This is a genomic window from Acinetobacter sp. IRS14, from assembly GCF_034650275.1.
Taxonomy (GTDB): domain Bacteria; phylum Pseudomonadota; class Gammaproteobacteria; order Pseudomonadales; family Moraxellaceae; genus Acinetobacter; species Acinetobacter oleivorans.
Window position 1 is genome coordinate 45717 of the sequence record NZ_JAOVFN010000005.1, and the last position, 14124, is coordinate 59840.

Consider the following 14124-nt stretch of genomic DNA (forward strand, 5'->3'; position numbering starts at 1 on the left):
GTCAAAAAAATAAGTTTTCGATTATGCCCTGTTGCATGGTTTGCCACAAGAACTAGATCAAAAAACCGCGGAAATTAACCTGAAAATGAGCAATTTGGCAGCAAATTTTCTGATTTATCCCATTCTTTGTTGACGATCTAAAAACAAGAATAATAAGCATCCTAAGCTAAAAGTACTTAACCAACCTTGCATAAACTCGTTGATAGAACGGCCTGTAAAATAATAGGTATCGGCATGCCAAACCTCATGGGGTATGTAACGTGTATAATCCCAAAATGAAAATAAGCCTAAGACTGTAGATAGAATAAACAGAGACCACGCGTAAATTTTTATTTTTTTACTTACTTTCCAGTGTTGTTTGTAGCGCTGGTAATAGTGAATACCCATCCAACCAAGAAAAGGTAAGGCAAGAGCAGAGGAGCCAAGTTGTAAAAGGCGATGCAAGGGATAAGAATGACCAAAAAAATGAATAGTTGTCGCTAATACATCTTTAAATATAAAAGTTCTAAAGTCAGAATGGGTAAGGCCATCCCAAATGAGATGAGTTGCAATACCAACAATGAGTGCAAATATAACGCCAATAAAAAATATAAAAATACGTTTTAAAGAGCTGAGGCCAAGATTATGTTGCACACCAAAAAAACGGTACACCACTGGACGATAAAGAAAATACCAAACTGCACAAAAGACGAGGCCTAATGCAAGATTGGGATAAATCAGACCTTTCCATTGGTGCGTTAGCATGCTGGACTGAACTGTAAATAAGCGGTAAAGATCGGGTGTCATACTCCCAATGGCTAACGCAGCAACCGGTAAAGTGTTTTGGCTAAGTTTGGATAGAGGAGGAGCTATAACGGCATGAGAGATGGTAAAAGGCATTAGAAATCAAAAATTACTCACATCATTTAGTTGACCAGTCTAACGAATCGTCGAATCAGAAATGTTTTTTATTGCAAAACAAACGAAATGTTATAATATAACAAAAATAAAACATATCGTGATCCGGGACACATCCAATGCAGTTTTATAAAAATATTTTGACCATATCCATTTTAGCTGTCATATCCGTTCCTTCGTTTGCAGCAGAAAGTGAAAATGTTGAAAAGTTAGAAACTATTCGAATTAAGGCTCATCCACTTGAGCAAACTTCACAAGATTTTGCTGTTGCAGATACTGTTGTTGATCAAAAGCATTTATCGCAAGGGGCCGCCACTATTGGGGATGCGCTGAGTAGTGAAGTCGGAATTTACGCTAATCAGTTTGGGGCTGGTTCGAGTCGTCCAGTGATTCGTGGACAAGATGGACCACGCGTTAAAGTACTCCAAAATTCATCAGAAAATATTGATGTTTCGACCTTGTCTCCTGACCATGCGGTAACTGTAGATCCTGTGCTTGCGAAGCAAGTGGAAGTGATTCGAGGTCCTTCAACTTTACTGTTTGGTGCTGGAACTGTGGGTGGTTTAGTCAACGTAATTGATAACAAGATCCCTACGCAAATGCCTGAAAATGGTTATGAAGGACAAGTTGGCTTACGTTATAACACTGGAAGTGATGAAAAACTGGCGAGTGCTGGAGTAACTGTTGGCTTGGGTAGCCAGGTTGCTTTACGTGTCGAGGGATTAACACGTGATGCGAATAACTACATTGCGCCAAATTATATTCATGAAGGTGAAAAAGAGCGCCGCGTAGACAATACCTTTGCTCAGGGCGATTCAGTTAACGTCGGGTTGTCTTGGATTTATGACCGTGGTTATACGGGTATTTCTTATAGCAACCGTCGAGATCAATATGGCTTACCAGGGCATAGTCATGAATACGAAAATTGTAGCGCTCATTTAACAGGTACACCACATTTGCATTGTGGAGACCATGAGCATGAAGATGGTGAAGAAGCTCATGATCATGGACAAGAAGCTCATGATCACGAACATGGCGGTCCATGGATTGACTTAAAATCTGAGCGTTATGATTTTAAAACTGAGTTAAATGATCCATTTGCAGGCTTCCAAAAGTTACGTGCACAAGCGAGCTATACCGACTATCAGCATGACGAAATCGAAGAGGGAGCAATTGCAACCCGATTCCAAAACAAAGGCTATGATGGGCGTGTTGAGTTAGTACATAACCCAATTGCAAGTTGGGAAGGGGTCATTGGTGCACAGTTAGGCCAGCAAAAACTGAATTTAACTGGCGAAGAAGCATTTATGGCACCGACCACTACCAAAAAGTGGAGCGTATTTGCTTTAGAACATAAACAATGGAAAGACGTACACTTTGAGCTTTCTGCACGTGCAGATCAGCAAGAAGTTGATGTAGACGATAACTCTAAACAAGATTTTGATGGCTCTGCATTTTCTTACGCAGGTGCTGCGAATTGGGAGTTTGCACCGAACTACAAACTTTCTTTTGTCGCTTCACATCAGGAACGTTTACCTTTAGCTCAAGAGTTATATGCAAATGGTGGGCACTTTGCGACAAATACTTATGAGTTAGGAAATGATCAACTCAGTAAGGAAAAATCGAATAATGTTGAGTTAGGTTTGCATTTTGATAATAACAAACTTGATTACCATCTTCATGTTTACCATAACTGGTTTGATGACTACATCTATGCGCAAACCCTTGACCGTTATAAAGACTTCCGTTTAGTTCAATATACTCAAGATAAAGCACGCTTCTATGGTGCAGAGGGTGAAATTGGTTATCAAATTACACCAATGTACAAGATCAGTGCTTTTGGTGACTATGTGCGCGGTAAAATTGATGCAGAAGGTAATGCTCCGCGTATTCCAGCAGGACGTTTAGGTACTAAAGTCGACGCAGATTTTGGTGATGGTTTTAGTGGTTCTGCTGAGTATTATCATGTCTTTAACCAAGACAAGATCGCAGCTTACGAAACCGAAACTGAAGGCTATAACATGCTCAATCTTGGGGTGGCATATTCTGGGCAATATGGTGCAAAAACAGATTATCGTGTTTATATGAAAGCGAATAACTTGTTAGATGACACGGTTTATCAACATGCATCTTTCTTATCAAATATTCCACAAGTTGGACGCAATTTTACGGTAGGTGTTGATTTTAGTTTTTAAGGCTTTAACACGAAACTAAACTTGAAAAATCAATCCAAAAGACCTAATTTGAAAGCATCAAGTTAGGTCTTTTTTATGCGTATTTTTCAACGAATTCATCAAAAAATAAATTGGTCAGGGCGTCGTTATATGGCGATATTACTTTGCGTTGTTGCTATTGCATATCTTGCATCGGCAATTTACCACACAGTAAAACCATTGCCACAAGGGATTAACTTTAGTGGCAAGCTTAGACATGCCGATGTCAAATTTTTAGCAGATAAAACCTACCTTGATGCAACAGGGCAACAACAGGTTGATCAGCACATCTTTGATGAAATCTTGAAAATGATTGATGAGTCAAAAACCACAGTTGTGGTTGACATGTTCTTGTTTAATTCAGAAGTGGGTGACTCAAAACTGAAGCAAAGGCCATTAATGCAAGAGTTAACCGATGCATTAGTCAGTAAAAAAAGACAGAATCGCCAAATCCAGATTGTATTAATTACTGACCCGATTAACTCAGTATATGGTGGTTTAAGCCCTGAACATTACCGCCAGTTACGTCAAGCGGGTGTTGATGTGATTGAAACCAATTTAGCTCCTTTACGTGCCTCTAATCCATTCTGGTCAGGCTTATGGTATATCTGCTGCCAGAATGTTGGAAATAACCCTGAGAAAGGCTGGTTGCCAAATCCATTCGGTGATGAAAAAATTACACTGCGCAGTTATTTGAACTTATTTAACTTTAAGGCGAATCACCGTAAAACTGTAGTCGTCGATACCGATACTGGTTGGAAGTCACTGGTGACTTCAGCAAATCCGCATGATGGTAGTTCTAGACACTCAAATGTTGCATTAGTTGTAACAGGAGCGACAGCGGCAGATGTTTTACAATCTGAAGCCGCGGTTGCGCGAATGTCAGGTAGTAGTTCTCCATCGCTCATTTTAGGTGACTTTGAAAAAGACGTAACCAAACCTCAAGTTCAGGTGTTAACTGAAGGGGCGATTTATCAATCTGTATTGAAATTGATTAACTCGGCTAAGCCTAAAGAGCATCTTGATTTAAGTATGTTCTATTTATCTGAACGCAAGATTATTCAGGCTCTAAAAAGTGCTCAAGATAGAGGGGTTATTGTCCGAGTTTTACTTGATCCAAATAAAGATGCATTTGGCCGACAAAAGAATGGTATTCCTAACCGACAAGTTGCTTCAGAGCTACATGCTGAGGGAATTCCAATCCGTTGGTGTGACACACATGGTGAGCAGAACCATAGCAAAATGATTTTGAAATATAACGCCCAACACGCTGAGTTGATTGTAGGGTCTGCTAATTTTACGGCCCGTAATTTAAAAAATTACAACCTTGAAACGGATATGTTGGTTATAGGTAATGTTCAAGATCAAGTCTTTAAAGATGCGCAAGATTACTTCAATACCTCTTGGTCAAACTTACAAGGTAGACAAATGAGCGTAGATTACGCGAAGTACGCAGATGAGTCTAAAGTGAAGTATTGGATTTATCGTTTTATGGAATGGTCAGGTTTGTCGACTTTCTAAGCCTAGCTTTATATAAAGCTTGAGGCTCTATCTTCACGACGGAGTCCTAATTGATTCTAAACTTGGAACTTATTCGTTGCCATGATTTTGTACAAAATTGGCAACGTGATTGGCGACATGGATGTCGCCGTTTCACTGTGTTGCAGGGAAGCAACATCAGTGAAACAAAGGTTTTAGTCACTTTTGACCTCTCAAAAGTGAGGCATTAGCCTATACAAAAGACATTAAAACATCACTGTAAGTAAAGGCTGTGCCATAAGTCCGATTTAAGGCGCTGGCGGAATCAACTGATCCAACGTCTTATCATCTAACTTTTCTAATTCACTCAAATCAGTCTTAATTTTCCACTGCGACTCATCATCTACAGGATTTGGTAAACGAGCCTCAAGCCAGTCACAAACTACATCTGGGTTAAATTCAGGATGATTACACTGAATAATCCACGATAAAAAGTCTTTCGCTTCACCGTTCATGTATGGCGGTGGAGAAACAGGGAAGAATAAAGTCGGTAGACGTTCATTCGTCGATAAATAGTTTAAAACATGTCCTAATTCTTGAACTGTTTGCCATGCTAGCGGATGTTCTACATCAATACTGAACTTAAACCACCAAGCATGTTCGCCGTCTGCTCCATGAGCCATGATACGGGCTTCTTGTACGGTTGGGACTTTGCAAAAAAATTGATGAAGACGTTCAAAACTGATTTCAGACACAGCAATTGACCTAGTTTGAAAAATGGTAATGGTAGCACAGATACAGATTCTTCATATTTTCTTTATAGTCATTACAAACAATATCAATCAAAGCAGTTTTATTCATGGTTTCTCCTTGACTCTCTTTTAATCTAGCTTCAGATCAAGATAAAAGGAAATAGGTCATGAAAAAGCCAATCGTTCTTGTACTTTCAACATTAATGTTGGGTATGTCAACTACTGCGATGGCCGATACAAGTCATCGTTGGGACAATAATCATGGTAAAAACTATGATCGATATGAGCATCGTGATGACCGCCGTCATGACTACCGAAATGATCACCGCGCTCCACAGTGGTCAAATGCCGATCGCGGTAAGCACTATGGTCGATATGTAGCATTTAAACGTGGCGATCGTGTTCCAGCAGAATACCGCAATAGTCGCTATTATGTTTCAGACTGGAGATCGCATCGTTTGTATGAGCCACCACGTGGATACCGTTGGGTTAAAACACCGAACCAATATTTACTCGTAGACTCAAAACACCAAATTTATCGTGTCCGTTAATTTTGAAATCTAGAATATATAAATGGCCTCAATATTGAGGCCATTTTTTATGCTAATTCATCATCTTGAGGCTGAGGGGGCTTTAAAGCCGTTGGTGTTTTTGCATGTTTCTCTTTCATCACCGACGGATAATTCCAAGATGCAAAACGAACAACCAAGATAGAAAGAGCTAAAATAAGAATTGAGCCGGTAATAATGACTTGGTCCATATCCGCTTTATGGTCATGTTGAATATCTGAAATGAGTAGGCGGGTTAAGGCCGTAATCGCAACATAAATAAGAAAGCGTACAGGCATATGATTGGTTTTAAAGTAAATTCCAACCATTGCGCCAAGTTCTAAGTATATAAATAATAATAAAATATCATCAATTGAAGCATACTTTTTGACAGTCAAAATTTCAAAAACAGTATTGGCTGCGGACCAAGCCACCATACATCCAATAATAAACAGGGCTAAATAGTGGAAGGCTTCTACGGCGTAATGACCAAAACGGTCAAGTATTCGCTCGTATTTTTTAGGATCAGGCATAGTAAGATCTTTTGTTTGTTTCTTAATGTTTAGAAATTAAACAAATTTCATGCCAATGGAAATAGTAAATACAAAATAAAAAAGCGCCTGAATATTCAGACGCTTTTTCATAAAGAATTTAATTAAGCTTGATTCGTAAAGTAGTCTTCACTGAAGCCCATAATTAAGTCAGAACCCGCTTTAATTTTAGCAATACGTGCATCAATATCCGGCAAGATACGATCAGCAAAGTATTGAGCTAAAGCAAGTTTGTTTTGGTAGAAATCACCAGACTTATCTTTTGCTGCCGCCGCAATTTTCGCAAACATATAAGCGAAGCTGAGTAAACCAACTGCATGTAGATAATCAACAGCAGCAGCATTTGGGAAGTCTACGTTTTCAGCAGCTTGTTCAATAATAAACTGAGTGATTGCTTCGATTTCAGTTGCAGCATCTAAAGTTGCATCTTTAATGAAGTTCAAATCGGTGTCTAAGTCATTTGCAAAGTCACGAATTTCAGTAATGTATTCAGCAATGAACGCACCACCGCATTTAATTGTTTTACGGCCAATTAAATCCTGAGACTGAACGCCGTTCGTTCCTTCGTAGATTTGAGCAATACGAAGATCACGGATACATTGTTCCATACCCCATTCACGGATATAACCGTGACCACCAAACACCATTTGAGCATCTAAAGTTGCTTGGAATGCTGTATCTGTGAGGTAAGCTTTAGCAATTGGTGTTAAAAGCGCAACGCGATTATTGGCTTTTTTCACAGCTTCAGCATCAGTTGAGAATTTAGTGATATCGAGCTGTTGACCAACATAGACTGCAAAAGCACGTGATGCTTCATTGTTTGCACGTACGTTTAACAACATACGACGAACATCGCCATGAACTAAAATGCTGTCAGCAGGTTTATTTGGTGATTGAACACCAGCTGCACTACGACCTTGTAAGCGGTCAGTCGCATATTGCGCTGCATTTTGATAAGCAAATTCAGATGCGCCTAAACCTTGGATACCCATAGATAAACGTTCGTAGTTCATCATGACAAACATGGCAGCAAGACCTTCGTTTTCTTTACCAACAAGGTAACCTTTTGCTGCATCAAAGTTCATCACACAAGTTGCAGACGCTTTAATCCCCATTTTGTGTTCGATAGACCCTGGGCCAACGAGGTTACGTTCACCTAATGAACCATCTTCGTTCACCAAATACTTTGGCACGATGAACAAAGAAATACCGCGTGAACCAGCAGGGGCATCTGGAGTTTTAGCAAGTACCAAATGAATGATATTTTCTGCTAAATCGTTGTCGCCGCCAGTGATAAAGATTTTAGTACCTGTGATGTTATAAGTACCATCTCCATTAGGTTCTGCTTTAGTTTTAATAATACCTAAGTCAGTACCTGCATGTGGCTCGGTTAAGCACATCGTGCCCGACCATTCACCTGAATAAATCTTTGGTAAGTAAGTTTCTTTTTGTTCTTGAGATGCATAGCTGTTTAAAGCCATACCTGCACCCACAGAAAGAAGCGGGTAGAGCATGAATGATGGGTTAGTTGCAAATAACATTTCATCAGAAAGAACGGTGAGCATTTTTGGCATGCCTTGACCGCCCCATTCTTCATCGGCACCTAAGCCAATCCAACCACCTTCTGCATATTGACGGAATGCATCTTTAAAACCAGCTGGTGTGAACACCTCGCCGTTTTCATAGCGAGCGCCTTCTTCATCACCGGTACGGTTTAATGGATGAGTCACGTTCTGAGCAAATTTAGCCATTTCTTCTAAAATTGCTTCAGCTGTTGCAGCATCTACATGAGCGAGTTTCTCATTAGACTGCCAAAATTGTTCTGCTTTAAATACATCATTTAAGATGAATTTCATATCAGCTAAAGGAGCATTGTAAATTGGCATAATCGTTCACCTTTTTTGTGCACATTGGCCTGTGCTAGATATCCTGTAAAACGAAATGGATATGGAATTTAAAGTGTAAATTTATCATTGATTTTATAAAAAAAGGACCGTCAAAACTGAGCAGTCCTTTTTTGTTTTTTAACATTGCATATCGCAACTAACTATGGTTAGAAAGCGAAATGTTCAGCGTCTAATGACATCAATGGATCTAGACCACCTGCAATCACATCAACATGTGAGCGAACACGTGGCAAGATTTTCTTGAAGTAGAAGCGAGCAGTTGTAACTTTCGCGTTATAGAAATCAACATCGGTCGTACCTTCTGCTAATTTCTCTTGTGCAACAAGTGCCATACGAGCCCATAGATACGCTAAAGTGATATAACCTGAGAAGTAGAGGTAATCTACAGCAGCAGCGCCTACTTCATCTGGGTTTTGCATTGCGCGCATACCAATTTGCATAGTGAGATCGCCCCATTCTTTGTTAAGAGCTGCAAGCGGCTCAACAAATTCTTTCATGGCAGCGTTGTCTTTATTTGCTTCAACAAATTTGTGAACAATTTTGGTAAAGTCTTTTAGCATTGCACCTTGAGTTTGCAATACTTTACGGCCTAACAAATCAAGTGCTTGAATTTCAGTTGTACCTTCATACAAACATGAAATACGTGTATCACGTACGATTTGTTCCATGCCATGCTCAGAAATAAAGCCATGACCACCGAAGACTTGAACACCGTGCTTAGCAGACTCAGAACCTGTTTCAGTTAAGAATGCTTTTGCAATTGGAGTCAATAAAGACAAGATGTTGTCAGCAAACTTACGCTCTTCTTCTGTTTCGCCTTTTTCAACGATGTCAGCATATTGAGCAAGTAAGTAAACAAGTGCACGACCGCCTTCAGCAAATGCTTTTTGAGTTAAAAGCATGTTACGAACAGCAGGGTGAACGATAATTGGGTCAGCATCTTTTTCTGGAGCTTTAGGACCAGAAAGCGAACGCATTGCTAAACGTTCTTTTGCGTAAGTTAATGCACCTTGGAAAGATGATTCAGATGCTGCTAAACCTTGAACCGCAGTACCAATACGTGCTGTGTTCATGAAGGTGAACATGCAGTTCAAACCACGGTTTTCAGGTCCGATCAAGTAACCTTTAGCTTGGTCAAAGTTAATGACACAAGTCGCGTTACCATGAATACCCATTTTGTGCTCGATAGAACCACAACGAACCGCATTACGCTCGCCCACAGTACCATCTGCATTTACATGGAATTTAGGAACGATGAATAATGAGATACCTTTGGTACCTTTTGGCGCACCTGGTAGGCGAGCAAGAACGATATGGATGATGTTCTCAGCCATGTCATGTTCACCAGCAGAGATAAAGATTTTCTCGCCAGAAATTGCATAGCTACCGTCAGCATTTGGTTCTGCTTTAGAACGGATAATACCTAAGTCAGAACCTGCATGAGATTCAGTTAAGCACATCGTACCTGTCCAAACACCTGAAACAAGGTTTGGTAAATAAGTATTTTTTTGTTCATCAGAACCATGATGTTCTAATGTACGTACAGCTCCGTGAGACAAGCCAGGGTACATACCCCAAGACCAGTTTGCTGTACCAACCATTTCTGAAATTGCAATACCTAAAGAGTTAGGTAAAGCCTGACCACCGTATTGTTCTTCTGCTGATAAAGACGGAAAGCCAAGTTCAATATATTTTTGATAAGCTTCTTTAAAGCCTGTTGGAGTGGTAACTACGCCATCATTCCAAGTACAACCTTCACGGTCGCCAACTTGGTTTAAAGGAGAAAGTTCATTTTCACAAAAATCTGCCGCAGCTTCTAAATATTGATCAACCAATTCACGGCTTACGTTACCTTGGAAATCAGGTAATTTTGCATAGTGTTCTTCAGCATTTAATAATTCATGCAAAACGAATTGCATATCACGTAAGGGCGCTTTGTATTGTGGCATATCGGGTTCCTCAATACTGGTGAAACCAGAGTTATAATCTTAATCTATGAGAATGTGCCATGAGGCACCTTGGACTATTACATCGTGCAACAACTTGCATAACTGCACAAGCACCTCAGGACCTTTACTTTGTGACTGCAAAGTCAAGAAAAAAATGCTTAAACTAGCTAAGTGCTTTGAGTGTAAACACTTTTGGTTATGTTTATATGATACAAATAGTCAAAATCGTAAACAGTTATGTATAAACAAAAGGCGCCTATAGGCGCCTTTTGTTTTATGATTTTTAGAATTATTTTGCTTGAGCTGATGCAGGAGCAGGGGCGTTAACTGGTGGTTGAGGGCGCTTTGGTTCAAAACGAAGGTTACAAGTACCTTCAAGTGTCTTATCTCCAACTTGAACATTTACTGCTTGTCCGTTGGCCTTACCATCACATGCTTTTTGGATTTGTTCAAAGCGAGCTTGACGTTCTGCACGGTGTTGTTCCCATGCTGCTTTTTGCTCTGGTGTGAACTCACGATGTTTCATACGGTGGTGGCCTTCACGTGGGCCATCTTGCATCATGCCACGCTCTGGCTTTGGTGGTTGAGTCGTCGATTGACACGCCGCTAAACTTCCCATTGTTACAATTGCCGCACTGAATAACGCAATTTTTGCCTTCATTTTCATATTTAAAGCCTTTTAATGTTGTGTTTAATGATGGCTTAAAGATTAGATAATAAAGATGTAGAAACAATGGAGAGTTTTTCTTTTCGTTGTTGGTTACAATGCGAAATATAGGGTAAAAATGAGAGAGTGCTTTTGAACGTTCTACGTGTTCCCATTGCATTACGGTTATTTTTGACAGTCTTGCTCACTACATTACTTATTGCGACTGCAAGCTTGAGTGTTTTGCACTGGACAATGCAAAAGAACTTTGCCAAATACGTGGCTGACGTTGAAATGCAAAAGCTCGACCGCCTTATAACCAATCTGGGCGATGTCTATACGGTGTACCATGATTGGGGGAATGCGATTCAGGCACAGATTTTACAAATCGAAGGAACCGCGGCTCCTGATGACTACGATCGTCTCTCGCAGTGGTGGCTTCGTCGTCAATATGACATTGCCATACAACAGCATTCTTTCGATGAACATGCCCTTATTAATATTTCACCGCAAGTTGCACCGACAAATAAAAATACTATTTTTAGTGATGAAGAATTAAGAACACTTGAGCAAAATTTACCTTCTCAATATCAACCCTTTGAAGGGTTAAGATTCCCCTTAAGTGCAAACCAATTTCGTCCAAGTGATGATAAAAATAAATCAAAGAAGGGAAGCTTAAAAGATATTGAAACTCAAAATGGTAAAAAGCGTTTTATTGCTTTGCCCGACCGTTTAGGTTTGAGCTCACGTTTATCTTTATATGATGCACGACACCAGTTTGTTGTAGGTGAGCCGCCTTCTTCAGATCAGATGTCATTTCGCCCAATTATCTTAAACAATCAAGTGGTTGGATATTTAGGTTTAAAACCTGTTTTAGATAAAGAAGATGCTTTGAGTATTAATTTCTTTAGTAATCAAAAGCGCTATTTACTCTTAATTTATGCTTTAACCTTACTTTCAAGTTTAGTTGCAGCGCTATTGATGGCGACTTATTTTAAAAAGCCGATTCAGCGTTTATTAAATGCAACCAATGAATTAACGAAAGGAAATTATCAACATCAAGTTGTTATTAAACGAAATGATGAGTTGGGCGATTTATCAACTCAATTGAACCATTTAGCAGAAATTTTACATCAGCATGAAGAGTCGCGACGTCAATGGGTGGCAGATACTTCTCATGAGCTAAAAACGCCGTTGGCTGTATTACAAGCACAAATTGAAGCGATGCAAGACGGGATTCGAAAAGCAACCCCTGAACATTTAGATGCGATGATGCGTCAGGTTTCAAGTCTGAAAAAATTGACCCAAGACCTTGCAGACTTGGCACAGGCAGATGCCCAGCAGCTTAAGTGTTATTTGAGTTCTGTTAATCCATGGGAAGTGGTATTACAGGAAGTAGAAAACTTTAAACCTAAACTTGAGCAGGCTGGTCTCGAAATTCAGGTTGAAGGAACAAGTTCTCCGCTATTATTAGACCGTGATCGGTTTAAACAGATTATTGTTAATTTAATTAGTAATAGTATTCGTTATACAGAAACAGGTGGCAAAATTCATATTCATACAGCTCAAACTCCGCAGGAGTGGACTTTGTATGTCGATGACAGCCCATTTGGTTTAAACGATGAGCAGTTATCCCGTTTAGGTGAACGTTTCTATCGCGTAGATGATTCGCGTACGCGTAGTACAGGTGGAACAGGGTTAGGCTTGGCTTTGTCTTGTAAAATTGCGCAGGCGCTTGGTGGTACACTCAGTTTTGAACATTCACCGTTAGGTGGTTTACGTTGTGTGCTCACTTTTAAAAAGCAGAGTTAAATATAAAAGGAAAAATATCTCATGAAACATGTGATGTTGGTTGAAGATGAAGTCGAATTAGCGCATTTAGTGCGTGATTATCTTGAAGCTGCCGGTTTTGAAGTAAGTATGTTTCATGATGGTCAAGATGCTTATGCGAGTTTCCAGCAACGTAAACCTAATTTAATGGTTCTAGACTTAATGGTTCCACGAATGGATGGTTTGACCATTTGCCGTAAAGTTCGTGAACAGTCAGATTTACCGATTATTATGGTCACTGCCCGTACAGAGGAAATTGACCGTGTATTAGGTCTGAATATGGGTGCTGATGATTACGTATGTAAACCATTTAGCCCAAAAGAACTTGTTGCTCGTGTACAGGCAGTTTTACGCCGTTTAGAGCGTAAAGCAGAACCTGAACAAAATGATTCTTTCAGAATTGATAAAGCTCAGCAAAGAATTTGGTATCAACAAAAATCATTGAGCTTAACGCCAACCGAATTTCGCTTACTTGAGCTATTTTTAGAGCATGTAGGGCAAGTATATTCACGTGCACAATTATTAGATCATATTAATCCAGATAGTTTTGACGTTGCCGACCGTGTAATTGACAGCCATATCAAAAACTTGCGCCGAAAAATTAGTGAAGCGGCTGAAACTGGTAACCGTCATGAATGGATTCAAGCTGTTTATGGTGTAGGTTACCGCTTCGAATATCCTGAAGAGTAAAACACTCGCGAAAGTTATTCTGTGGATAACCACAATGTTATCCACAGAAAATGTGGATAGTTTTAAGGATTTATGGATAAATAATAATCTTCGTATGATTTGGTACGAATTGCCAAATCTCATCTATATCTGCATTTCTAACTGCAATACATCCTAATGTCCAATCCTTATGTGGCATATAAGTCGAGCTAAAAGGCATAGATAAAAAGGATTTTGGAACTGATCCATGGATCATGATATTTCCACCCGTTGGTTGATTATGTTGCTTGGCATAAGCAATATCTTTCGTATCGGGATAGGAAATATGCAAAGATTTATAGAAAGCACTTTGTGAATTGCGCCAATCTATAGAATAGACCCCCTCAGGTGTTTTGCCATCATTTTCAAAATGTTTATGTCCTTCAGGGTTAAAGCCAAGACGAATAGGATAACGACGAATTTCGTCCTGATTACTCTTGAGCAGAAGTACGCGTTGACTTTTAAACACTTCAATTGAGGTGACGGGCTTTGTTTTGATTAGTCCTAAAATCTCTTCATTTGAAAGTGCTTGATGACTTGGCGTAAAAGTTGGTAAATATTTTTCATATTTATAAAAAGTGATTCCGAGTGGAACTATAAGAAGTGTACAAATAATGATAGGTTTAACTTTCATATATTATTCT

12 protein-coding genes are annotated in these 14124 nt (G+C 39.5%); 5 read left to right on the forward strand and 7 right to left on the reverse strand.

Going from position 1 to position 14124, the window contains the following annotated elements; translation table 11 throughout:
• Window positions 1–114: 114 nt before the first annotated feature.
• Window positions 115–879, reverse strand: a complete 765-nt coding sequence (locus ODQ17_RS06595) for a DUF4184 family protein (protein ID WP_322902547.1) — start codon at window positions 877–879, stop codon at window positions 115–117.
• Between the two features lie 137 nt (window positions 880–1016).
• Here ODQ17_RS06595 and znuD point away from each other — a divergent pair, with 137 nt between their 5' ends.
• Window positions 1017–3092: a zinc piracy TonB-dependent receptor ZnuD gene (znuD, locus tag ODQ17_RS06600; protein WP_322902549.1), complete on the forward strand. Its 2076-nt coding sequence runs from the start codon at window positions 1017–1019 to the stop codon at window positions 3090–3092.
• Window positions 3093–3167: 75 nt separating this feature from the next.
• Window positions 3168–4631, forward strand: a complete 1464-nt coding sequence (locus ODQ17_RS06605) for a phospholipase D family protein (RefSeq protein ID WP_322902551.1) — start codon at window positions 3168–3170, stop codon at window positions 4629–4631.
• Between the two features lie 266 nt (window positions 4632–4897).
• Here ODQ17_RS06605 and ODQ17_RS06610 read toward each other — a convergent pair whose 3' ends face one another.
• Window positions 4898–5344, reverse strand: a complete 447-nt coding sequence (locus ODQ17_RS06610; protein ID WP_004789125.1) for a hypothetical protein — start codon at window positions 5342–5344, stop codon at window positions 4898–4900.
• Between the two features lie 164 nt (window positions 5345–5508).
• Here ODQ17_RS06610 and ODQ17_RS06615 point away from each other — a divergent pair, with 164 nt between their 5' ends.
• Entirely contained in the window at window positions 5509–5892 is a 384-nt protein-coding gene (locus tag ODQ17_RS06615; protein WP_322902554.1) for an RcnB family protein, read from the forward strand.
• A 47-nt stretch (window positions 5893–5939) separates the two neighbouring features.
• Here ODQ17_RS06615 and ODQ17_RS06620 read toward each other — a convergent pair whose 3' ends face one another.
• The 4 genes from ODQ17_RS06620 to ODQ17_RS06635 all read right to left on the reverse strand — a co-directional run bounded on the left by ODQ17_RS06620 (window position 5940) and on the right by ODQ17_RS06635 (window position 10963).
• Window positions 5940–6422 carry a phosphate-starvation-inducible protein PsiE gene (locus tag ODQ17_RS06620; protein WP_151826655.1) on the reverse strand — a complete coding sequence of 161 codons (483 nt, stop codon included), beginning with the start codon at window positions 6420–6422 and terminating at the stop codon, window positions 5940–5942.
• A gap of 122 nt (window positions 6423–6544) precedes the next feature.
• Complete coding sequence (locus ODQ17_RS06625; protein WP_262771848.1) at window positions 6545–8326, reverse strand: acyl-CoA dehydrogenase C-terminal domain-containing protein; 1782 nt, start codon at window positions 8324–8326, stop codon at window positions 6545–6547.
• Window positions 8327–8493: 167 nt separating this feature from the next.
• Window positions 8494–10296: an acyl-CoA dehydrogenase C-terminal domain-containing protein gene (locus ODQ17_RS06630; RefSeq protein ID WP_004789135.1), complete on the reverse strand. Its 1803-nt coding sequence runs from the start codon at window positions 10294–10296 to the stop codon at window positions 8494–8496.
• A 289-nt stretch (window positions 10297–10585) separates the two neighbouring features.
• On the reverse strand, window positions 10586–10963 hold the full coding sequence (locus ODQ17_RS06635) for a hypothetical protein (protein WP_322902558.1): 378 nt from the start codon (window positions 10961–10963) through the stop codon (window positions 10586–10588).
• Window positions 10964–11095: 132 nt separating this feature from the next.
• Here ODQ17_RS06635 and baeS point away from each other — a divergent pair, with 132 nt between their 5' ends.
• Both baeS and ODQ17_RS06645 read left to right on the forward strand, forming a co-directional pair.
• Complete coding sequence (gene baeS / locus ODQ17_RS06640; protein ID WP_049838143.1) at window positions 11096–12754, forward strand: sensor histidine kinase efflux regulator BaeS; 1659 nt, start codon at window positions 11096–11098, stop codon at window positions 12752–12754.
• Between the two features lie 21 nt (window positions 12755–12775).
• Window positions 12776–13462, forward strand: a complete 687-nt coding sequence (locus ODQ17_RS06645) for a response regulator (RefSeq protein WP_003655179.1) — start codon at window positions 12776–12778, stop codon at window positions 13460–13462.
• Window positions 13463–13532: 70 nt separating this feature from the next.
• Here the strand turns inward: ODQ17_RS06645 and ODQ17_RS06650 are convergent, their stop codons facing one another.
• Window positions 13533–14114 (reverse strand): L,D-transpeptidase family protein, encoded by a 582-nt coding sequence (locus ODQ17_RS06650; protein WP_322902560.1) that lies wholly within the window; start codon window positions 14112–14114, stop codon window positions 13533–13535.
• Between the last annotated feature and the right edge of the window lie 10 nt (window positions 14115–14124).